We start from the raw sequence: 22,054 nt of genomic DNA on the forward strand, positions 1-22,054 counted from the left end.
TCAAAACAGGAAATAGCGTTGCGCCATCGGCAGAACGTCGGCCGGTTCGCTGGTAATCAGTTCACCGTCGACGCGCACCTCGTAGGTTTGCGAATCGACGGTGATGTTCGGTTGCAGGGCGTTATGGATCATGTCGGCCTTTTTCACCGTCCGGCAGCCTTTTACCACCGCCGTGGCGCTCTGCAGGCTGAGCTGCTGTGGGATGCCGTTCGCGTGGGCCGCCTGAGAAACAAACGTCAGCCGCGTGGCGTGACGTGCGGCGCCCAGCGCGCCAAACATCGGGCGGTAATGCACCGGCTGCGGCGTGGGGATCGAGGCGTTGATGTCGCCCATCGGCGCGCAGGCGATCATCCCGCCTTTGACGATGGTGGCCGGTTTTACGCCAAAGAAGGCGGGGGACCAGACCACCAGATCCGCCAGCTTGCCCGCCTCAATCGAGCCCACTTCATGGGCGATGCCGTGGGTCAGCGCCGGGTTGATGGTGTATTTGGCGACATAGCGCTTCACCCGGAAGTTGTCGTTATCGCCCACTTCTTCCGGCAGCGCGCCGCGCTGGACCTTCATGCGGTGCGCCACCTGCCAGGTGCGGATAATCACTTCCCCCACGCGGCCCATGGCCTGCGAATCTGACGAGGTGAGCGAGAACGCGCCGATATCGTGCAGCACGTCTTCGGCGGCGATGGTCTCCCGGCGAATGCGGGATTCGGCAAACGCCACGTCCTCGGCGATATCCGGGTCGAGGTGATGGCAAACCATCAGCATGTCGAGGTGCTCGTCGATGGTGTTGACCGTATAGGGCAAGGTCGGGTTGGTGGAAGAGGGCAGAATATTCGGGTGCGCGCAGGCGGTGATGATATCCGGCGCGTGGCCGCCGCCCGCGCCTTCGGTGTGGAAGGTGTGGATCGTGCGCCCGCCGATGGCCGCCAGCGTGTCTTCGACAAACCCGGACTCGTTCAGCGTGTCGCTGTGCAGCGCCACCTGAATATCCATCTCTTCGGCCACCTCCAGCGAGCAGTTAATCGCCGCGGGCGTCGCGCCCCAGTCTTCGTGGATCTTCAGCCCGATGGCGCCGGCGGCGATCTGCTCGCGCAGGGCGTTCGGGTTGGAGCCGTTACCTTTGCCGAGCAGGCCAATATTCACCGGCAGCGTATCGGCGGCCTGCAGCATGCGGGCGATATACCACGGCCCCGGCGTGCAGGTGGTGGCGTTGGTGCCCGCCGCCGGTCCGGTGCCGCCGCCAATCATGGTGGTGACCCCGGAGACCAGCGCCTCTTCCGCCTGCTGAGGGCAGATCCAGTGGATGTGGGTGTCGATCCCGCCTGCGGTGACGATCTTCCCTTCTGCGGCGATGACTTCGGTTGCGGCACCAATCGGGATCGTCACGCCGGGCTGAATGTCCGGGTTACCGGCTTTACCCACGGCAAAAATCCGCCCGTTCCTGACGCCGATATCGGCCTTCACGATCCCCCAGTGGTCGACGATCAGCGCGTTGGTGAGAACCAGATCCACGCAGCTGTCAGCGGTCATCTGCCCCTGGCCCATGCCGTCGCGGATCACCTTCCCGCCGCCGAACTTGACCTCTTCGCCGTAGACCGTGAGATCGTCTTCCACTTCGATCCACAGCTCGCTGTCCGCCAGCCGCACCTTATCCCCGGTGGTGGGGCCGAACATGTCGGCATACGCCTGACGTGAAATTTCAGCCATGTTTCACCTCGCCCATGACCTCGCCGCGAAAGCCAAAAATGCGCTGCGCGCCCGTCACCTGTACCAGCGTCACCTCTCGCTTCTGGCCTGGCTCGAAGCGCACGGCGGTACCCGCCGGAATGTTCAGCCGGTAGCCCCTGGTGGCTTCGCGATCAAACTTCAGCGCCGGGTTGACCTCGTAAAAGTGGTAGTGCGATCCGACCTGGATCGGCCTGTCGCCGTGGTTTTCAACAACAACACTTTGGGCTTCACGCCCGACGTTGATCGCAATAGTGCCGGGCTGGATCTGGTATTCACCTGGGATCATCACGCGCTCCTTACACGATCGGGTTGTGGACGGTGACGAGCTTGGAGCCGTCCGGGAAGGTGGCTTCCACCTGAATATCCGGGATCATCTCCGGCACGCCCTCCATCACCTGATCGCGCGTCAGGACGTGGCGGCCCGCCTCCATCAGCGCGGCGACGGTTTCGCCGTCGCGCGCGCCTTCCATGATGAAGGCGCTGATCAGCGCGACCGATTCCGGGTAGTTGAGCTTTACCCCGCGCGCAAGGCGGCGTTCGGCAACCAGCGCGGCGGTAAACAGCAACAGCTTGTCTTTTTCTCTGGGGGTCAGTTCCATAACGTTTCTCTTATGTCTGCCAGATGCGCGGCGAACAGGCGGTTTTGGTAGTAAGAAGCGGGCGAAGCGACTGCCAGATGTCGCGCATCGCCCGCTGGCAAATCAGGTTGTCGTGGGAGAGAAAACGCACCGACAGCAGAGCGTCGGTGAGCGTTGCCCCCGCAAAAACATCCAGCGGGGCGAGCAGCGCACGCGCCGCGTCGAGATGTTCTTCCCGGGCCGGGTAGAACAGCAGCGTGCCGATCCACGGATGCCCGGCGATGGGCGTGAGATCGCCCCCGGAGAGATGCAGGCGCTCAATCAGGCGCGGCTCGTCCTCAACCCAGACTTCAAGGCGGCTCTCCAGCGTGCCGTGGCTGAAGGTCTCACCGATCACCGGACGTCCCAGGCAGTACAGCTCCCACGCCAGCAGCGTGCTGGAGGCCTTAAGGTGGAAGATGGAACGCAGCGCGGCGTTCGCGCCGGGAAAGATAATGGTGTCCTGCGGCAGCCACTCCAGCGTGGCGTTTTCATCAAGATAAAAGTGCTGGCTCAGACGCGCCTGCGGGCCGCTGCTGCGGTAGAACTTGCTGGCGCCGGGCATGGTGATAAGCGCGTGGCTTTTGGCATTGAGCCGAACGGAAATATCCAGCGTATCGCCGCCCACAACGCCGCCGGGCGGGTGCAGCAGATAGAGATGGCAGGTTTTTCCTTCGGGATAAAACGGACGTTGTACGGTGAGCGGCCCGACGTGTCGAGCGGAACGCAGGAGGGTTTTCTCAGGGGTGTGACAAAACTGCAGGGCAAGCGACGCCTGCCAGCCTTTATACGTATTATCAGTGACCTGAGCTGCTAACATGCTGCTTCCATCTGCGCATCATCGGGGTCGTTTCAGTATGCCCTGGCGGAAATGAAGGCTGTCATATGAGTCGCTTATGGATAGAGGAAATTAAAAAGCACGGCCCGGGGCCGTGCTCTGTATGAAGCATGACGATCCTATTTCAGGTGGTCATGCAATGCTGCACCTGCCTGCTCAAGGGCGACTTTAACCGTTGGCTCCTGGCTCAGCAGGTTAAGCAGGCCGTAATCGTGGATCATGCCGTTATAGCGCGTGACGGTCACCGGGACGCCAGCCGCATCCAGTTTACGCCCGAATGCTTCACCTTCATCCCGCAGAACGTCCAGCTCAGCTGTCTGAATCAGCGTCTCCGGGAAGCCTTTCAACTGTGCAGTGCTGGCGCGAAGCGGAGAGGCAAGGATATTGTTACGATCGGCAGCGCTGGTGGTGTAGTTATCCCAGAACCATTTCATCATGTTTTTTGACAGGAAGTAGCCATTTTCGAACTGGTGATAGGAAGCCGTATCAAAACTGGCGTCCGTCACTGGCCAGAGCATCACGTTGTAGCGAATTTTTGGCCCATTAAACTGTTTGGCCTGCAACGCCACTGAAGCCACCATGTTGCCGCCCACGCTGTTACCAACCAGGCCCAGACGGCTGCCGTCCACGCCAATTTCCTGGCCGTGCTCGGCTACCCATTTTGTCGCTTCATAGGCCTGATTGATTGCCACCGGGAAATGGGCTTCAGGTGACGGTGTGTAATCAACGTAAACCGCTGCGGCACCAGATGCACGAACCAGATCGCGGATTAAACGTTCGTGGGTTGGAAAATCACCCAGCACCCAACCGCCACCGTGGAAGAACATAAACACCGGGAGCGTACCGGCAGCATGTTCAGGCTTCACAATTTTTAGGGCGATCGTCTGGCCATTGACCTGGATCGTTTTTTCAGTCACCTGAGCGGGCGGCAATTTTGCTCCTTGCTGTGCGCCGATCAGTACCTGGCGGGCCTCCTGCGGGGTCATCTGTTCCATCGGTTTCCCTTTGCCAGCATTCAGGACATCAAGAAATGCCTGTACGCCTGCGGTCGGGGCTGGAGTATTGGTGGTTTGAGCGGATGCCGCGGCTGACGCGAAGACGGAAGAAATCAGGATGGCGGTTAATGTTTTCATGGTGGTACCCCTTTTAACGTATTTGATTGGATGACTAAATAGTGCGCTACTTAGTTGTTGATGTAATACTTGTGCGCAAGATACTTTTAGTCAAACATTATTTATAATTTTTTTTAGACAACAGATTCAGGGTTGATAGAAAAATGAAAGAAAACAAAACACTAGATGATTTATTGTGCTTCTCGCTGTACTCGGTCACCAATGCGTTCGTGCGCCAGTATCGCCCCCTGCTGCAGGAGATGGATCTGACCTATCCGCAATTTGTTGTTTTGATGGCGCTTTATGAGAAAGACAACATCCCGCTTCGCGACCTCAGCGATAAAACCTATTTTGATTCAGGCACATTGACCCCGCTGGTTCAGAAGCTTGAGGCAAAAGGTTTTCTCAACCGTATCGCGGTTGTGGGGGATGAAAGGATGAAAAATGTCGTATTGACCGATAAGGCGAATGAACTGAAAAAGCAGGTGATGGCGCTGCCGGACCAGATTCGCTGCAGCATGCGAATGAATGATGATGAGCTGGAAATGCTAAAAAAACTCTCCCGAACGCTGCTGGAAGATTTGTAAGCGCACTTCGGTGGGGGTGAACCCACCGAAGCGATGTGTCGTTACCGGTAGTCCTCCGCATCCACATCATACCCGGACGGCTCCCAGCGGATCGCCAGCAATGACGCCAGACCGATAAACGGCGCCAGCGCAATCACCCAGAACACGGCGGTGTCGAGAGACGCGACCAGCAGCGGGAACAGAAACAGCGACAGCGTGGAGCTGCTGCGCATCAGCGTCTGGTTGAGACCCACGCCCACACCGCGCAGCGAGGTCGGGTAGCTCAGCGAGGCGAACGTCATGGTATGCGCGCCCGGGCCAAATCCCTGACCGAACAGGAAAAGCGCCAGCATCGCCACGGCAAGCACCCCTTCAGAAGCACCGTCCGGTCGACCAATCAGCGCCAGCCCCAGCAGCGCCACAAGCTGACAGGCGTAACCCGCCAGCGACATCCGCCACGCGCCGAAGCGCGGCACGTAGCGCACCGCCAGTAATCCGCCGATAAACGCAAAAAGCAGGTTCAGCGCCAGCGAGATCACAATAGTGGTCAGCATAGACTGCACGAAGAAGCTTGAAATAATCACCGGCAGGCCAAAGGCCACGGCGTTATAGGCGAACGAGGAGACGACGGACAGCAGCGTGGCGAGCGTGGTACGCCGCAGATAGATGCCGCGGAACAGGTTCAGATAGTTCGACCATTTGGCTTTATTCACGACAGGCGCAGGCTGGGTGAGCGCATCCTGCGGGACGTGAGCGTTAATATTGTACGACTGCCGCAAAATGGACGCCGCCTCTTTCAGGTTGCCCTGATTCGCCGCCCAGACCGGCGATTCGCTCATATAGCGGCTGCGGATGGCGATAATCACCAGCGCGGGTACTGCACCAAAGCCGAGAATTAAACGCCAGAGCCAGTCGCTGTGGCTTTCCGGCAGCACGGCGTAGAAAAAGAGAACCAGAAGGTAAGAGATGCTGATCGCCGCATACCAGGTAGGGCACCACATCGCGACGCTGGAGGCCTTATTGCCCGGCCCTTTCAGCCTGGCAAACTCGCTCAGGAACGCCATCGCCACGGGAAGGTCAATCCCCACGCCAAGGCCCATCACAAAGCGCGCGCCCGCCAGCACATATTCATTCGGGGCCAGCGCGCAGGCGATAGCGGCGACGACAAAGAATACCATGTCGGCCATAAAGACGCGGTAGCGCCCGATTTTATCCGTGAGGTAACCGCCGAGCAGCGCCCCGACAATGGCACCAAAGGTAATCGCCGAGGCCACCATGCCGGTACCGGCGGGCGTCAGGTTAAATTCGCGGGTAATGTCTTTAATGCCGAACGCCAGCGCGCCCAGATCGTAGGCATCGAGGAAAATCCCGCCCAGAGCGATACCTACCACGATCCGGGCGTTGGCCCGGCCCTGTGAGCCGTCATTAACGAGGCGTGAAACGTCCGATGCACTGCGCACCCACTGAATGTCGCCATCAGGGGGAATTCCTGCCGTTGAAAGGGGAGTTGTGTCTGTGATTTCTGCCATTTTCTTTTTGTGTAGTGGTGTTGTGTCTCTAACAGTTACCACAGGCAGAAGGTGACAAAAATCACATTTGGTTATAAGGCATAACTAACCGCCTACTCGGGATCTTTTTTCTTTCGCTTGAGCTTCGTCCAGATCTTCGTTTCCTGGCGTCGCCACAGGCGCTGAATGTTGTCATGATGACGCAGCAGGATCAGGCACGAGAGCATCGACACCGGGAAGGTAAATTGCGGTTTGAACCACCAGACATAGAACGGAGCAATCAGCGCGCTGACGATGGCACCCAGCGACGAATAGCCGCTCAGCAGAATGGTCAGCAGCCAGGTCCCGGCCATGACGCCGGTTAAGTCCCATCCGATGGGCGCGATGGCACCAAAGGCGGTCGCCACCCCTTTGCCGCCTTTAAAGCCGAAGAATACGGGCCAGATATGGCCGACGCAGGCGGCGATGGCGATGAGCCCCAGCCAGAACGGCGTGATGCCCAGCGCATAGGCGCCCCAGACGGGTAACATCCCCTTCAGAACATCAAAAATCAAAACCGCTACGGCTGCTCCCTTGCCGCCAATTCGAAGCACGTTGGTCGCTCCCGGATTCCCGGAACCACTTTCACGCGGGTCAGGTAACCCGGCAATGCGGCAGACCAGAATGGCGCTGGAGATTGAGCCGCAAAGATAGGCGAGGAGGATCATTCCAGGCGCGATTGCACTCATAACGCTGTTCCGTTTTGAAAATGTATCTGTATTCTCAGCATCTGTGGATAATACGCATAATTCGCCGGAAGTGGTATCCGGTTTAGCCAAAAAGCAGGCAGGTCGTGATGGATATTGTATTTATAGAGCAACTTTCGGTAATCACCACAATTGGTGTTTACGACTGGGAACAGACCATCGAGCAGAAACTGGTGTTCGATATCGAAATGGGATGGGATAACCGCAAATCGGCAAAAAGCGATGACGTGAATGACTGTCTGAGCTATGCCGACATCAGCGAAGCGGTGATCGGCCACGTGGAAGGACAGCGTTTTGCGTTGGTGGAACGGGTGGCGGAAGAGGTGGCGGATCTGCTGCTGACCAAATTCAACTCACCGTGGGTACGCATTAAGCTGAGCAAGCCGGGGGCAGTGGCGCGCGCGGCCAACGTAGGCGTGATTATCGAGCGTGGCACAAATCTGAAAGGAAACAATTAACGTCATAATTGCTAAACCATTTTAGGTTATATCGGTCTTAAGGCTGTATCTTTCACGGTAGCCGTTAGGGGCGACCGTTTTTTTATATCTTTTTTTAGGGGTTTATAGATGAGCGATATGCACTCGCTGCTGGTGGCGGCAATTCTGGGTGTGGTCGAAGGATTGACGGAGTTTTTGCCGGTTTCCAGTACGGGCCATATGATTATCGTTGGCCATTTGCTGGGCTTCGAAGGCGATACCGCAAAGACGTTTGAGGTGGTAATTCAGCTGGGCTCGATTCTGGCGGTGGTGGTGATGTTCTGGCGTCGCCTGTTTGGCCTGATCGGCATCCACTTTGGCCGTCTGCCGCAGCGTGAAGGAGAGGGCAAAGGCCGCCTGACGCTGATTCACATCCTGCTCGGGATGATCCCGGCGGTGGTATTGGGGCTGGTATTCCACGACACCATTAAATCGCTGTTTAACCCGATTAACGTCATGTACGCGCTGGTGGTGGGCGGTTTCCTGCTGATTGCCGCGGAAGTGCTGAAGCCAAAAGTCCCGCGTGCGGAAGGCCTGGACGATATGACCTATCGTCAGGCGTTTATCATTGGCTGCTTCCAGTGTCTGGCGCTGTGGCCGGGCTTCTCCCGTTCAGGTGCGACCATTTCAGGCGGGATGCTGATGGGCGTGAGCCGCTATGCGGCGTCCGAGTTCTCGTTCCTGCTGGCGGTGCCGATGATGGTGGGCGCCACCGCGCTGGACCTTTACAAAAGCATTGGCTTCCTGACCACAGGCGATATTCCGATGTTTGCCGTGGGCTTTATCACCGCCTTTATCGTGGCGCTGATTGCCATCAAAACCTTCCTGCAGCTGATTAAGCGTATCTCGTTTATTCCGTTCGCGATCTACCGCTTTATCGTCGCGGCTGCGGTGTACGTGGTCTTCTTCTGATAACCGATTGCCCTCACTCTTTCGGCTGAGGGCAACGCTTTTCCTTCCACGCGGTAACCGCGTCAATCCGCCGTTTGGTTAGCTCCTCGCGAATCTCCGGGCCTTTAAATCCTGCCTCAACCACGTCTTTCGTTGGCACCGCTTTTGCGACTTCCCACGCTTCGCGCAGCAAACGCCCCTGGGGATAATCGGACGCTTCAAACCCGGTGCGACCGCGCACGTCCGCTTCGCTGGTGAGCGCAATCTGCTCCACGCGCTGCGGCTTGCGCCAGGCGTCGATATTATCGAACAGCTTCACGATGGTGGCGGGCTTCAGGATCGGGAAGGTATGGATCAGGTCGTGGAACTCGGCGACCAGCTTTGCCAGATCGCGGATGTCATTCGGCACGCGCAGACGCTGGCAGAGCCCGTCAACCAGCTTTACCCCCGCCGGACCGTGCCCGTGATGGCGCGGCCAGAACTCTTTCGGCGTTAAGCCTTTGCCGAGATCGTGGCACAGGGTGGAAAAACGTACGTCCACCTCAGGGCTGAGCATGGCGGCCATGCTCAGCGTCATCAGCGTGTGCACGCCGGTATCAATTTCGGGATGCCATTTCGCCGGTGCGGGCACGCCAAACAGCGCGTCGATTTCCGGGAACAGCACCTTCAGCGCGCCGCAGTCGCGAAGAACCTGGAAAAAGACCTGCGGGTTGCGGGTGGTGAGGGCATTTTCCGTCTCTTTCCAGACGCGCTCCGGCGTCAGGTGTTCCAGCTCGCCCGCCTCGGTCATGGCCGTCATCAACGCCATCGTCTCATCCGCAATACGGAAGCTCAGATGCGCGTAACGCGCGGCAAAACGCGCCACGCGCAGCACGCGGAGCGGATCTTCAGAAAATGCCGGGGAGACGTGACGCAAAAGACGATCGCGCAGGTCGTCCTGCCCGCCGTAGGCGTCGATGATATGGCCGTTTTCGTCCTGGGCCAGGGCGTTAATGGTGAGATCGCGGCGAAGCAGATCCTGCTCCAGCGTCACATCCGGCGCGGCGTAGCAGGTGAAGCCGGTATAACCGGAACCGGATTTCCGTTCGGTACGCGCCAGGGCGTACTCTTCCCGGCTTTTCGGATGCAGGAACACGGGAAAATCGCGGCCTACCTGCTGGTAGCCCGCGTCGAGCATCTCTTCCGGGGTGGCGCCCACCACCACCCAGTCTTTATCTTTGACCGGCAGACCTAACAACGCATCACGTACCGCACCACCGACCAGATAACTCTTCACGCCCAACTCTCCCGTTTTCTCTTTTCCAGAATGATACGTAAGTCTGGCAGAGAAGACGAATTAGTTCATCCAGCGATCTTTACGCTTACGGCTTGGGATCAGATGTGGCAGAACCAGACCCAGCACCAGACCAACGCCCAGCACGCCGCCACCATACATAAACCACTGCATGATAATGGTGCGCTGTTTGTCATCAAGCTGCAGGTTCGCGGCGTTCACTTTTTTCTGCGCGACGATCAGCTCGTTTTTGAGCTTTTGATTCTCTTCTTTCAGACCGTTGATCACGCCGTCGCTCTGCGCCACTTTCTGCTGCATTTCAGCGGTGCGCTGGTTCCAGGTCCCGTCGATGTTGTTCAGCTTGTCGGTGAGGGTCTTCACCTGGTTTTCCAGATCCGGCACGCGGGTGCGCAGGCTTGGCACGGTGCTCAGCTCTTTCATTGGGATCCAGGAGGTACGGCCGGAACTGTCGCGAACCTGACCGTAATTGGTCTCCGCGTTGGTCTGCAACAGGGTGACTTCCTCGCCGGCATTCACCGTGCCCACGAGGCGATAATTGTCTCCGGGGCCACTGCGCACCCAGGTGTTAAGTTCGTCAGAAACGTAACGCTTCTCTTCAGCGTGCACTGCGGTTGCGGCGCTAAAAGCGAGTAAAGTAAGTCCAATCAGGCGTAATTTAAGCATCATTAGTCGTTATTTTCATAAAAAGTGGAACGATAGTAGTGGCAACAGTGTCTCTACGCAAAGCATTCATCAGCAATCAGAATCATCTGTGTCACGACTCTACACATTTACGCCCGACAAATTGCTCATTGCATGGCAATTTGGCGCAAAATACTATGTACTGACAAATAAATGGCGAGGAAGTTCGCCCTCATTGACGCGTCTGTGACGCCCGCAAAAGTACAAGGCTATGGCTCAGGAAATCGAATTAAAATTTATCGTCGAAAAAGACAGCGTTGACGCGCTCCGTCAGCATCTGAATACGCTCTCCGGCGAGCACCATGAACCCGTACCGTTGCTCAACATCTACTACGAAACGCCGGACAACTGGCTGCGCAACCACGATATGGGGCTGCGCATCCGCGGCGCGAACGGACGCTACGAGATGACGATGAAAATCGCCGGCCGCGTGGTCGGCGGTTTGCATCAGCGCCCGGAATACAATATCGACATCAGTAAGCCAGAACTTGAGCTGGAACGTTTCCCGGCGGAAGTCTGGCCGGAAGGCGAACTGCCCGCCACGCTGGCAGGGCAGGTGCAGCCGCTGTTCAGCACCGATTTCGCTCGCGAGAAATGGCTGGTGACGGAAGGCAAAAGCCGCATTGAAATCGCGCTGGATTTAGGCGAGGTGAAGGCGGGTGAGTTCCAGGAACCGATCTGCGAGCTGGAGCTGGAACTTCTGGAAGGGGATGCGAGCGACGTGCTGAAGCTGGCGCGCAAGCTGGTAAGCCAGCCGGGTTTACGTCAGGGCAGCTTGAGCAAAGCGGCGCGCGGCTACCACCTGGCTGCCGGAAATGCGCCACGCGTGCTGAGAGAGACTCCGATTTTGCGCGTCGTCCCGAAAGCCAGCATTGAGCAGGGCATGGAAGCGGCGCTGGAGCTGGCGCTCTCCCAATGGCAGTACCATGAAGAACTGTGGGCGCGTAACGTCAAAAATGCCAAAAAACAGGTGCTGGCCTCGATTGGTCTGGTGCGTCATACCCTGACGCTGTTTGGCGGTATCGTACCGCGTAAAGCTAGCGCTCACTTACGCGATCTGCTGACCCAGACCGAAACGCTGCTGCTTTCCGACGTGTCGGCGCAAACCGCGCTTTATAGCCCGCAAAATGCCGCGGCAAAACTGGCGCTGACCGAGTTTCTGGTGACGCGCGGCTGGCGCGTCTTCCTCGATGCAAAAGCGCAGACCAAAATCGCGGACAACTTTAAACGCTTCGCGGATATCCATCTTTCCCGCCACGCCGCCGAGCTGAGAACCACCTTCGCGCATCCGCTGGGCGACCAGTATGGCGACCAGCTTCCCCGCCTGGCGCGTAATATCGACAGCATGTTGCTTCTGTCGGGAGCGTACGAGGGCGTGAAGGCGCAGGCCTGGCTGGAGAACTGGCAGGGGCTTAAGCATGCCATTGAGACCCGTCAGCAGATTGAGATCGAGCATTTCCGCAACGAAGCCATTTCGCAGGATCCATACTGGCTGCACAGCGGAAAACGTTAATTCTGGCAAGGAACCCCTGATATGCCGCTTTCTTCGCAGTTACAGCAGCACTGGCAAACCGTTTGCGAACGTCTGCCCGAGTCGTTACCCGCGTCATCGTTAAGCGAGCAGGCGAAAAGCGTGCTCACGTTCAGTGATTTTGTGCAGGAGAGCGTCAGCGCCAATCCTGACTGGCTGGCAGAGCTGGAAAGCGCGCCGCCGCAGGCTGACGAGTGGCGGCACTATGCTGGCTGGCTGCAAACCGCGCTGGCAGAGGTGGCGGATGAAGCCACGCTGATGCGCGTCCTGCGCCAGTTCCGCCGCCGGGTGATGGTGCGCATTGCCTGGGCGCAGGCGCTGGAGCTGGTGAGTGAAGAGAGCACCTTGCAGCAGCTGAGCGAGCTGGCGCAGACGCTGATTGTCGCCGCGCGGGACTGGCTCTACGCCGCCTGCTGTAAAGAGTGGGGCACGCCGTGCAGCGAAGAAGGGGTTCCGCAGCCGCTGTTGATTCTGGGGATGGGCAAGCTGGGCGGCTGCGAGCTGAACTTCTCCTCGGATATCGACCTGATCTTTGCCTGGCCGGAGAATGGCGCCACGCGAGGCGGTCGTCGCGAGCTGGATAACGCCCAGTTCTTTACCCGACTCGGGCAGCGTCTGATTAAGGCGCTGGACCAGCCTACGCAGGACGGCTTTGTTTACCGCGTGGACATGCGCCTGCGCCCGTTTGGCGACAGCGGCCCGCTGGTGCTGAGCTTCGCCGCGCTGGAAGATTATTACCAGGAGCAGGGGCGCGACTGGGAGCGTTACGCGATGGTCAAAGCGCGGATCATGGGCGACAGCGACGACGCCTACGCCAATGAGCTGCGCGCCATGCTACGCCCGTTCGTGTTCCGCCGTTACATCGACTTTAGCGTGATCCAGTCCCTGCGCAATATGAAAGGGATGATCGCCCGCGAGGTGCGTCGTCGCGGTCTGAAGGACAACATCAAGCTTGGCGCGGGCGGCATCCGCGAAATCGAATTTATCGTTCAGGTCTTCCAGCTGATCCGCGGCGGGCGCGAGCCGTCGCTGCAGTCCCGCTCGCTGCTGCCGACGCTGAGCGCCATTGAGCAACTGCATTTGCTGCCGGACGGCGACGCGCAAACCCTGCGCGAGGCCTATCTGTTCCTGCGCCGTCTGGAAAACCTGCTGCAAAGCATTAACGACGAACAGACCCAGACCCTGCCGGGGGATGACCTTAACCGGGCGCGCCTGGCCTGGGGCATGCGCGTGGATGACTGGTCAACGCTGACCGAACGGCTGGATGCCCATATGGCAGGCGTTCGCCGCATCTTTAACGACCTTATTGGTGACGACGAAAGTGAATCGCCGGACGATGCGCTCTCCGAGCACTGGCGCGAACTGTGGCAGGACGCGCTTCAGGAAGATGACACCACGCCGGTGCTGGCGCACTTAAGCGACGACGCCCGCCATCGCGTGGTGGCCTTGATTGCCGATTTTCGTCTCGAACTGAACAAGCGCGCCATTGGCCCGCGCGGTCGTCAGGTGCTGGATCATCTGATGCCGCACCTGTTGAGCGAGGTCTGCTCCCGCGAGGATGCGCCAGTGCCGCTGTCGCGCATGATGCCGCTGCTGAGCGGGATTATCACGCGTACCACCTACCTGGAACTGCTGAGCGAGTTTCCCGGCGCGCTGAAGCACCTGATTTCCCTCTGCGCCGCCTCGCCGATGGTGGCCAACAAGCTGGCGCGATACCCACTGCTGCTGGACGAACTGCTCGATCCGAACACGCTCTATCAGCCGACGGCGATGGACGCCTACCGCGACGAGCTGCGCCAGTATCTGCTGCGCGTGCCGGAAGAGGACGAAGAGCAACAGCTTGAGGCGCTGCGTCAGTTTAAGCAGGCGCAGATGCTGCGCGTGGCGGCAGCGGATATCGCCGGTACGCTGCCGGTAATGAAAGTGAGCGATCACTTAACCTGGCTGGCGGAGGCGATCATCGACGCGGTAGTCCACCAGGCGTGGGTGCAGATGGTGGCCCGCTACGGCCAGCCGAAGCACCTTGCTGACCGCGAGGGGCGAGGGTTTGCCGTGGTTGGTTACGGCAAGCTGGGCGGCTGGGAGCTGGGCTACAGCTCCGATCTGGATCTGATTTTCCTGCACGACTGTCCGGCGGACGTGATGACCGACGGCGAACGTGAGATTGACGGGCGGCAGTTCTACCTGCGCCTGGCCCAGCGCATCATGCACCTGTTCAGCACCCGCACTTCGTCGGGCATTCTGTACGAGGTGGACGCGCGCCTGCGCCCGTCCGGCGCGGCAGGCATGCTGGTCACCTCGACGGACGCGTTTGCCGATTATCAGAAGAACGAAGCCTGGACGTGGGAACATCAGGCGTTAGTGCGTGCCCGCGTGGTGTATGGCGATCCGCAGCTCAAAACGCAGTTCGATGCGATCCGCAAGTCAGTCATGACGACCCCGCGCGAGGGCAGCACCCTGCAAACTGAAGTGCGCGAAATGCGTGAGAAAATGCGCGCGCATTTGGGTAATAAACATCGCGATCGCTTTGATATCAAAGCCGATGAGGGCGGGATTACCGATATTGAGTTTATCACCCAGTATCTGGTGCTGCTGCACGCGCACGACAAGCCGAAGCTGACCCGCTGGTCCGATAACGTGCGCATTCTGGAACTGCTTGCGCAAAACGACATTATGGACGAGCAGGAGGCGCAGGCCTTAACCCGCGCCTACACCACGCTGCGCGATGAACTTCATCACCTGGCGTTGCAGGAGCAGCCGGGCCACGTGGCGCTGGACTGTTTTACCGCAGAGCGCGCCCAGGTGACGGCAAGCTGGCAGAAATGGCTGGTGGAGCCGTGCGTAACAAAACAAGTGTGATATTATCGCGCGCAAATTGTGAATCTTTCTGGAGTCAGGAATGAAAGTAACACTGCCAGAGTTTGAACGTGCTGGAGTAATGGTTGTCGGGGATGTGATGCTGGATCGCTACTGGTATGGGCCGACCAGCCGCATCTCTCCTGAAGCGCCGGTACCGGTGGTTAAGGTCGACACCATTGAAGAGCGTCCCGGCGGCGCGGCAAACGTGGCGATGAACATAGCCTCGCTGGGCGCGCATTCGCGTCTGGTGGGCCTGACCGGCATTGACGATGCGGCGCGTGCGCTGAGCAAGTCGCTGGCGGACGTGAACGTGAAGTGCGACTTCGTTTCTGTTCCGACACACCCAACTATCACCAAGCTGCGCGTGCTGTCGCGTAACCAGCAGCTGATCCGCCTCGATTTCGAAGAAGGGTTCGAAGGCGTTGATCCCGAGCCGCTGCACGAGCGCATTAACCAGGCGCTGGGCAACATCGGTGCGCTGGTGCTGTCTGACTACGCCAAAGGCGCGCTGGCGAGCGTGCAAACGATGATTCAGCTGGCGCGTAAAGCCAGCGTACCGGTGCTGATCGATCCGAAAGGCACCGATTTTGAGCGCTATCGCGGCGCAACCCTGCTGACGCCAAACCTTTCTGAGTTCGAAGCGGTGGCGGGCAAGTGCAAAACCGAGGAAGAACTGGTTGAGCGCGGCATGAAGATCATTGCTGACTTCGAGCTGTCCGCGCTGCTGGTCACCCGCTCCGAGCAGGGGATGACGCTGCTGCAGCCGGGCAAGGCGCCGCTGCATATGCCAACCCAGGCGCAGGAAGTGTACGACGTGACCGGTGCCGGTGATACGGTGATCGGCGTGCTGGCGGCGACGCTGGCCGCGGGTAACTCCCTGGAAGAGGCGTGCTACTTCGCGAACGCCGCGGCGGGCGTGGTTGTCGGTAAATTGGGTACTTCAACCGTTTCGCCCATCGAGCTGGAAAACGCGGTGCGCGGGCGTGCGGATACCGGTTTTGGCGTCATGACCGAAGACGAGCTGAAGGTGGCCGTTGCCGCCGCGCGCAAGCGCGGTGAAAAAGTGGTAATGACCAACGGCGTGTTTGACATCCTGCACGCGGGCCATGTGTCGTATCTGGCGAACGCGCGCAAGCTGGGCGATCGCCTGATTGTGGCGGTCAACAGCGATGCGTCGACCAAACGTCTGAAAGGCGAAACGCGCCCGGTGAACCCGCTCGAGCAACGTATGATTGTGCTTGGCGCGCTGGAGGCGGTGGACTGGGTGGTGTCGTTTGAAGAAGATACCCCGCAGCGCCTGATTGCCGGGATCCTGCCAGACCTGCTGGTGAAGGGCGGCGATTACAAGCCAGAGCAAATCGCAGGTAGCGAAGAGGTCTGGGCCAACGGCGGTGAGGTGATGGTGCTCAATTTTGAGGACGGGTGTTCAACCACCAACATCATCAAGAAGATCCAGAAAGACAGTCAGTAAAAAACGAGCCAGTTGGCCCGTTTTTTTCACCCTCTCCCCGTGGGAGAGGGCATCAGGCCGCACTTACTCCTGATCGTCCACCGGTGGAATGGCCGGTGCCGGCTTCACTTCTTCCGGCGCATTGCGGTTTTCCAGCTCGCTCAGACGCTGTTCCAGCAGCGCCAGCTTCTCGCGGGTGCGCAGCAGAACCTGGGTCTGCACGTCGAACTCTTCGCGGCTGACTAAATCAAGGCGAACCAACTGCGCCTGCAGCGTCTGGCGGATTTTCTTCTCAACGTCATCACCAAATTCACGAATGCCCTTTGGCATGGACTCATGAACCTGACGCGCGATCTGCTCAATTTTTTTCGGGTCAATCATAATGGCTTCCCTTGATAAGTCGGTGTTGATGAACATTGTAGCGCGTCATGACCCAGGATAAAGCAGATTTGTTTGAAGCTTATGCATTGCCCAGGTTAATCAATAGCGTTATAGTTATCTCGCTTATTCTCAGGGCGGGGCGAAATTCCCCACCGGCGGTAAATCAGCTTAACGCTGAAAGCCCGCGAGCGCTTTGGGTGAATTCTCAAAGGTCAGCAGATCCGGTGTAATTCCGGGGCCGACGGTTAAAGTCCGGATGGGAGAGAGTAACGATCCAGTCGGGCATGGGCCCGCTCACGTTATCTTTTTGCCGCTTATACGGCGCTCCTAAGACTGCCCTGATTCTGGTAACCATATTGTTAATGAGGTTTTTTTACCATGAATCAGACGCTACTTTCCTCTTTTGGCACTTCAACTCAACGTGTTGAACATGCACTGGATGCACTGCGCGAAGGCCGCGGTGTGATGGTGCTTGACGATGAAAACCGTGAAAACGAAGGCGACATGATTTTCGCCGCCGAAAACATGACCGTTGAACAGATGGCGCTGACCATCCGTCACGGCAGCGGCATCGTATGCCTGTGTATTACCGAAGATCGTCGTAAGCAGCTTGAGCTGCCGATGATGGTTGAGAACAACACCAGCGCCTTTGGTACCGGCTTTACCGTGACCATTGAAGCGGCGCATGGCGTGACTACCGGTGTATCGGCGGCTGACCGCCTGACCACCGTGCGTGCCGCCATTGCTGATGATGCGAAACCCTCCGATCTGCATCGTCCAGGCCACGTCTTCCCGCTGCGCGCGCAGGCGGGCGGCGTGCTGACCCGTGGCGGTCACACCGAAGCGACGATCGACCTGGTGACACTGGCGGGCTTTAAGCCTGCGGGCGTGCTGTGTGAACTGACCAACGATGACGGCACCATGGCCCGCGCGCCAGAGTGCATCACCTTTGCGCGTCTGCACAACATGCCGGTTGTCACAATTGAAGATCTGGTGGAGTACCGCCAGGCGCACGAGCGTAAGGCCAGCTGAGACAGCTAATGTGAAAAAGCCGGGGAAACCCGGCTTTTTTGTCGCTAGTGGTAGTTAATTTTAAACAGCACCACAGTTTCAAACGGTCCGGACTGGATCGCTTTTCCCTCATCCCACGACAGCTCTGCCGTGTACTTTTGCTCATACTGCAACGTACTCCCGGTGAAGTCGGCATACTCCTGGTAGTGGTTGAAGGTAAACGGATCCGTTCCGTTCAGAATACGCAGTTTTAGCCCATTCCCAATCAACAGCGCCGTATCGTCAGCGCTGAGTTTTTCGTTCGTGTAGAATGACGAGTCCATTTTGAATCCATCAGAGCACTGCGCGTCCTGCACCTTGGTGGTTTTGACCGTAAATTCGCGAACGCGCGTTTTCTGGTTCACTATGTCGCGAGCGCTGAAGGTGCCAAAATCGATCTCCTGGTTTTCAGGGTAGATGCTGAAGGTTGCCCCGCAGTCCAGAACGGTAATGTTTTGCAAGCCGTTGATGTGATACTTCAGATTTTTCGCGTCGGCCATCTGGTTGACCCCGCCTTTACCGTCAAACTGCACCACGATGTAATCGCCGAGGGAACTCACGTAGCCGTGAGGCGGAATCGCCTTAATTTTTACAAACAGGCGAAAGCGGGCAATAAACGTGCGTGTCGGATGAATGTCATCCGGGTTTCCGGAGCAAATCAGGTTTTCCCAGCCCATCTGCCGTATCTGATCCGGTGTATAGATGAGGATATTCTTGTTATCAAGACACTGGCGTGTGTCCACGCCATTCGGCTGGCCCGTGGCATCGTAATCCACCCCTTCGTAGGTTACGCCAAGCTCATAGTAAGGGTCCGTTGCGGCAGGATAAGGGTTAACCCAGGCGAATACGTCTTCCGGCTCAAAGCCGCCGTTGACGTTGTGATCGCAGGTGACCGGGATTTTAATGTCATCTGATTCCCAGATTTTCTGCCCCACCTGCGCGTTGCTGGGGATAGCAAAGGGCGAGATGGTTTTTGTCTCTTCAACCGGCCCGCCTGAAGCACCAAGATAGCAGTCCAGCGCCAGCGCTTCTCTTACGGGCAGAGCGGATATCAGCAGCAGGAACAGCAGATTAGCGAGCTTGCGCATCTTTATCGACCTTATGCTCGCTGAGCGTACATTTCGCCGTACCTGAACATTGCGCGTCGACCTTTTTCAGCGCACCGTAATCATCGATGTAGCCAATGCTGTAGTAGTTACCGTGATAGTCACCTGTAGAGGTTGTCGCCGTCGCAAACGGGGCGATCATCAGGCTGTCAAAACCGGGCAGCATGGTTTTCGCATTTTTGCTCAGCCACGCCAGCGTGATGTAATAAGGCGTAGGGTTATGCACGGTGAGCCCTTTCGCGTTTGCGGTGACTTCCATACGCATTTCTGCCTGATCGCCTGCCTTTTTGGCGATCGCTTTGGGACGCCAGAACAGTTTGATCCTGCTCTGCATCGCGACCTGCATGACGCTGCGTTCCTCGCTCGCGCTGGAACTTTTCGGCGGCACCTCGCGCAGGTTGAAATAAAACAGCGATTCCCGGTCTTTCGGCAACCGGGCGGTCGCGGCCTGCTTCACAATCCGGACCTGAGACGAGGCGCCCGCTTCAAGACGTTGAATCGGCGGAAGCGCCATAAAATGGCTGTCCTCCTTGCGTCCGTTTTCATCTTCTATCCAGGAGAGCGCCAGATAAGGCAACGTTTTGCTCTGATTATCAATCTTGAGGCTGCTGGCCTTATCGCTTTCCGGAAACACAATGCGGGTGCGGTCCAGGTTAACGGCGGCGTGGGTGGTAAATGCGGTGCCGATTAACATCAGGCACAGGCTAGTGAATGAGGTCAGTTTCATCATGGTTTCTTACTGGCATGGCAGTATCAACTGCATACTGTTTTCAAGGTGTGAAGGCAGCGAGAAGCGACACTGCTGATTGTCACCCCACGTTACCCGGAATTGTTGTTCAGGCTCGACTGCTCCCAGCCAGACGTGGCCTTCGTCGGCGACCATGCCGATTTGCTGGTCACTTTCCAGCAGGTGAACAATCGCGCCCAGCGGCGGAGTGCCGGCTGGCGTACGGATAATGCCGGCAATATCGTTGCCAGCGCGCGTGGCAATCTGGCGGTAGCCAATCGCCCCCTCGGTCCAGGTGGTGGTCGTGATGCGGTTGTCCACATCGACGCCGTCAGGCAGGTTATCCAGATTGACCTGTACGCTGGCGGGAGAGTAACTGGAAACCGACGGTAAAACGCCGATACCAAAGCGGTTGGTTTCATCCCGCGACATGTTCAGCGGAATGTTGCCGACGCCGTCGGTGCTGACCATCACGCGCGGTTCGTTACCGTAGCTGCGACGGTGCAGCGCCGCGCCTTTGGCCGTTGAGGTAAACGAGCCATTCCAGCTGGCGCTCAGGGAGTTATATTCATCAGCTTTATAACTTCCGGAGATATTCAGATCGCCAAACGGTGAATAGTGCTGATAGTTGCCGCTCATCTGTGCGCCCGCGTCCGCGTGTTCACTCTCGGTCCCCGCGGAGACGCCCCAGGTATTATTGCGATCGGACGTGTCGTACCAGGAGACATTTTGGCTCAGGCTATCGCTGTTGTGCAGATCGTAACTGAGGCGATGATCCGGATCGATCGGTACGCTCAGGGACAGGTAAAACTGCGTATCGTCGTCTTCATCTTCGTAATGCGTCTTGCTCCAGGAGAGGGTGACGCCGAGGTTTTTCCAGCGCCCCAGATCAAAGTTATAGCCTGCGGTAATGCTTCCGGTCGTGGACGGGGCTTCGTTCCACCAGGTCTGACGCAGTACGTTGACGTAGAGGTTGAGCGATAACGAGCTGATGTACTGGCTGGCGGTTACGCTCAGCGTCTGCTTTTCTGTCTGACGATCGTTGTCGTCATAATCAAGGAAGCGGGCATAGCTCAGGAATTTCCGATCGGAGTAGCGGTAGCTGGCAAGCGTAAGCTGGCTGCCGGTGGTATCGAAACGCTTACTGTAGTTAAAACGGTAGCTGTAACCCGTCTGGCTATCCTGGAAGGGGAGCTGGCTGGTGGCCTGCGTGACGTCAAAAGAGAGGGCACCCAGATGCGCCATATTTTGCCCGATCCCGGCGGCAACGGAACGGTAATGATCCCCGTCGGCAAGCGTCCCGCCATAGAGCGAGGTATTTGACAGCATTCCCCATGAGAATTCACCGCTCATAAAACCGGTGTCTTCGACGTCATGAGAGGCGTCTTTACGCGCTTTACCCGCCGCCAGCTTGTAGCGAACCTGCCCTTTACGCGTTAAAAAAGGCACCGATTCCGCCGAGACCTGGAAGGTGCTGACGCGCCCGTCTTCCTCCGTCACTTTTACGTCCAGCGTTCCCTGAACGGACTGGTTAAGATCCTGAATAACAAAGGGGCCAGGTGGGACTTTGCTTTGATAAATTACGCGATCGGCCAGGCTGACGGTGACGGTCGCGTTGGTTTGCGCGATACCAGTAATTTGTGGCGCATAGCCACGCAGCGACCAGGGGAGCATGCGCTCATCGCTGATCAGGGAGGCGCCGGTATAGGTAAAAGCGTCAAAGATTGAGGACTGGAAGTCCGTTTCACCCAGCGTCAGCTTAGCACCAAGCGAAGGAAGAGGGCGGAACATGTAGACGCGCGAAAAGCGTCCGTCATGATCCGAACCTGCATCGGTATGCGTTTGGCTGTACTGATAATCACTGCGCAGGCGCCATGCGCCCATATTCGCGCCCGCCGTGCCATAGGTGTTGGCGTTGTTGGTGCTGCTGCCGTCGCTGGGCTGATAGTGGCTGGCGAACAGGTTGTAATCCAGAATCACGCCCGGTACGCCATTGTCCCACGTTGCGGGTGGCATCCAGTCGGCGGCGCGGTACTGCAACCATGCCTGGGGTACGGTGACCTTCAGCGTCTGGGTCGCTTGTTCAAAATTAAAGGTGATATCCGGTCTGGAGGAAAAGTCGACGCATCCCTCTTTTTCGGGTAAGGCGTCGCGGACTTCCTCTTTCAGGGCAAACGTATCCGCCAGTTCAGGAGGAATACACACCTGTACCGTGTTATTTACCTCTTTCCAGCTAAGCTGCCAGCCGTTAGCCAGCGGTGTGTCGTTAATGGATACGGTAACAAAATAGCTGCCAGGGGTAACCGCTATTTCATTTTTAAAAAGGGAGAGATCAACGCTGCCCCGCTGGTCTTTATCAATGGCATTGATATTAAACTCGGTGGCAGAGGCAATCTTCGTCATTAACAGGGACGCAATGATGATTTTAGATTGTAATTTATATGTCATCATCCTGTTACCAAAATAATATCACATACCGGCTGGCAAATAATGCCA

Annotated in this window: 20 protein-coding genes and 1 riboswitch; of the genes, 7 read left to right on the top strand and 13 right to left on the bottom strand. The window is 57.8% G+C overall.

Annotated elements, in window-relative coordinates:
• From ureC to IM295_RS02800, 5 genes are all read right to left on the bottom strand, one after another.
• On the bottom strand, positions 1-1,704 hold the full coding sequence (gene ureC / locus IM295_RS02780) for an urease subunit alpha (RefSeq protein WP_193066180.1): 1,704 nt from the start codon (positions 1,702-1,704) through the stop codon (positions 1-3).
• Positions 1,697-2,011, bottom strand: coding sequence for an urease subunit beta (locus IM295_RS02785; protein ID WP_028014465.1), 315 nt, complete (start codon positions 2,009-2,011; stop codon positions 1,697-1,699). Before IM295_RS02785 ends, ureC begins: the two co-directional genes overlap by 8 nt.
• Before the next feature lie 10 nt (positions 2,012-2,021).
• Positions 2,022-2,324: an urease subunit gamma gene (locus IM295_RS02790; protein ID WP_041908071.1), complete on the bottom strand. Its 303-nt coding sequence runs from the start codon at positions 2,322-2,324 to the stop codon at positions 2,022-2,024.
• 10 nt (positions 2,325-2,334) lie between these two features.
• A complete protein-coding gene (locus IM295_RS02795; protein WP_193066181.1) occupies positions 2,335-3,162 on the bottom strand; it encodes an urease accessory protein UreD in 828 nt (275 codons plus the stop codon).
• A 137-nt stretch (positions 3,163-3,299) separates the two neighbouring features.
• Positions 3,300-4,313, bottom strand: a complete 1,014-nt coding sequence (locus tag IM295_RS02800; protein WP_193066182.1) for an alpha/beta hydrolase — start codon at positions 4,311-4,313, stop codon at positions 3,300-3,302.
• A gap of 143 nt (positions 4,314-4,456) precedes the next feature.
• Here IM295_RS02800 and IM295_RS02805 point away from each other — a divergent pair, with 143 nt between their 5' ends.
• On the top strand, positions 4,457-4,879 hold the full coding sequence (locus IM295_RS02805; RefSeq protein WP_063943065.1) for a MarR family winged helix-turn-helix transcriptional regulator: 423 nt from the start codon (positions 4,457-4,459) through the stop codon (positions 4,877-4,879).
• A gap of 41 nt (positions 4,880-4,920) precedes the next feature.
• Here IM295_RS02805 and IM295_RS02810 read toward each other — a convergent pair whose 3' ends face one another.
• Positions 4,921-6,387, bottom strand: a complete 1,467-nt coding sequence (locus IM295_RS02810) for an MFS transporter (protein ID WP_028014461.1) — start codon at positions 6,385-6,387, stop codon at positions 4,921-4,923.
• A gap of 92 nt (positions 6,388-6,479) precedes the next feature.
• Positions 6,480-7,094, bottom strand: coding sequence for a glycerol-3-phosphate 1-O-acyltransferase PlsY (plsY, locus tag IM295_RS02815; RefSeq protein WP_193066183.1), 615 nt, complete (start codon positions 7,092-7,094; stop codon positions 6,480-6,482).
• 107 nt (positions 7,095-7,201) lie between these two features.
• Between plsY and folB the strand changes: the two genes are divergently transcribed.
• Entirely contained in the window at positions 7,202-7,570 is a 369-nt protein-coding gene (gene folB, locus IM295_RS02820; protein ID WP_045261137.1) for a bifunctional dihydroneopterin aldolase/7,8-dihydroneopterin epimerase, read from the top strand.
• 108 nt (positions 7,571-7,678) lie between these two features.
• Positions 7,679-8,500, top strand: a complete 822-nt coding sequence (bacA, locus tag IM295_RS02825; protein WP_193066184.1) for an undecaprenyl-diphosphate phosphatase — start codon at positions 7,679-7,681, stop codon at positions 8,498-8,500.
• 13 nt (positions 8,501-8,513) lie between these two features.
• Here bacA and IM295_RS02830 read toward each other — a convergent pair whose 3' ends face one another.
• Complete coding sequence (locus IM295_RS02830) at positions 8,514-9,755, bottom strand: multifunctional CCA addition/repair protein (RefSeq protein ID WP_028014458.1); 1,242 nt, start codon at positions 9,753-9,755, stop codon at positions 8,514-8,516.
• Between the two features lie 60 nt (positions 9,756-9,815).
• A complete protein-coding gene (locus tag IM295_RS02835) occupies positions 9,816-10,436 on the bottom strand; it encodes a TIGR04211 family SH3 domain-containing protein (RefSeq protein ID WP_028014457.1) in 621 nt (206 codons plus the stop codon).
• Positions 10,437-10,665: 229 nt separating this feature from the next.
• On the opposite strand from IM295_RS02835, the gene IM295_RS02840 reads away from it, so the two are divergent.
• The 3 genes from IM295_RS02840 to hldE are packed head-to-tail and all read left to right on the top strand — an operon-like array spanning position 10,666 to position 16,315.
• On the top strand, positions 10,666-11,967 hold the full coding sequence (locus IM295_RS02840) for an inorganic triphosphatase (RefSeq protein WP_193066185.1): 1,302 nt from the start codon (positions 10,666-10,668) through the stop codon (positions 11,965-11,967).
• 21 nt (positions 11,968-11,988) lie between these two features.
• Positions 11,989-14,844, top strand: a complete 2,856-nt coding sequence (gene glnE, locus IM295_RS02845; protein ID WP_063943067.1) for a bifunctional [glutamate--ammonia ligase]-adenylyl-L-tyrosine phosphorylase/[glutamate--ammonia-ligase] adenylyltransferase — start codon at positions 11,989-11,991, stop codon at positions 14,842-14,844.
• A gap of 40 nt (positions 14,845-14,884) precedes the next feature.
• Positions 14,885-16,315, top strand: a complete 1,431-nt coding sequence (hldE, locus tag IM295_RS02850; protein ID WP_003862540.1) for a bifunctional D-glycero-beta-D-manno-heptose-7-phosphate kinase/D-glycero-beta-D-manno-heptose 1-phosphate adenylyltransferase HldE — start codon at positions 14,885-14,887, stop codon at positions 16,313-16,315.
• Positions 16,316-16,378: 63 nt separating this feature from the next.
• Here hldE and ubiK read toward each other — a convergent pair whose 3' ends face one another.
• A complete protein-coding gene (ubiK, locus tag IM295_RS02855) occupies positions 16,379-16,675 on the bottom strand; it encodes a ubiquinone biosynthesis accessory factor UbiK (protein ID WP_028014454.1) in 297 nt (98 codons plus the stop codon).
• 121 nt (positions 16,676-16,796) lie between these two features.
• Positions 16,797-16,947: riboswitch (FMN riboswitch) on the top strand.
• Positions 16,948-17,053: 106 nt separating this feature from the next.
• Here ubiK and ribB point away from each other — a divergent pair.
• The gene (ribB, locus tag IM295_RS02860; protein WP_028017147.1) at positions 17,054-17,707 is read left to right on the top strand and encodes a 3,4-dihydroxy-2-butanone-4-phosphate synthase; all 654 of its coding nucleotides are present in this window, start codon (positions 17,054-17,056) and stop codon (positions 17,705-17,707) included.
• Positions 17,708-17,751: 44 nt separating this feature from the next.
• Here ribB and IM295_RS02865 read toward each other — a convergent pair whose 3' ends face one another.
• Genes IM295_RS02865 through IM295_RS02875 form a run of 3 tightly spaced genes read right to left on the bottom strand, consistent with a single transcriptional unit; the run spans position 17,752 to position 22,006 of the window.
• On the bottom strand, positions 17,752-18,813 hold the full coding sequence (locus IM295_RS02865; protein WP_063438598.1) for a fimbrial protein: 1,062 nt from the start codon (positions 18,811-18,813) through the stop codon (positions 17,752-17,754).
• Positions 18,797-19,558: a molecular chaperone gene (locus IM295_RS02870; protein ID WP_048959459.1), complete on the bottom strand. Its 762-nt coding sequence runs from the start codon at positions 19,556-19,558 to the stop codon at positions 18,797-18,799. Before IM295_RS02870 ends, IM295_RS02865 begins: the two co-directional genes overlap by 17 nt.
• A 9-nt stretch (positions 19,559-19,567) precedes the next feature.
• Positions 19,568-22,006: a fimbria/pilus outer membrane usher protein gene (locus IM295_RS02875; RefSeq protein ID WP_182034937.1), complete on the bottom strand. Its 2,439-nt coding sequence runs from the start codon at positions 22,004-22,006 to the stop codon at positions 19,568-19,570.
• Positions 22,007-22,054: the final 48 nt, after the last annotated feature.

The sequence above is a fragment of the Enterobacter cloacae complex sp. P14RS genome, assembly GCF_014895895.1.
Classification (GTDB): Bacteria; Pseudomonadota; Gammaproteobacteria; order Enterobacterales; family Enterobacteriaceae; genus Enterobacter; species Enterobacter bugandensis.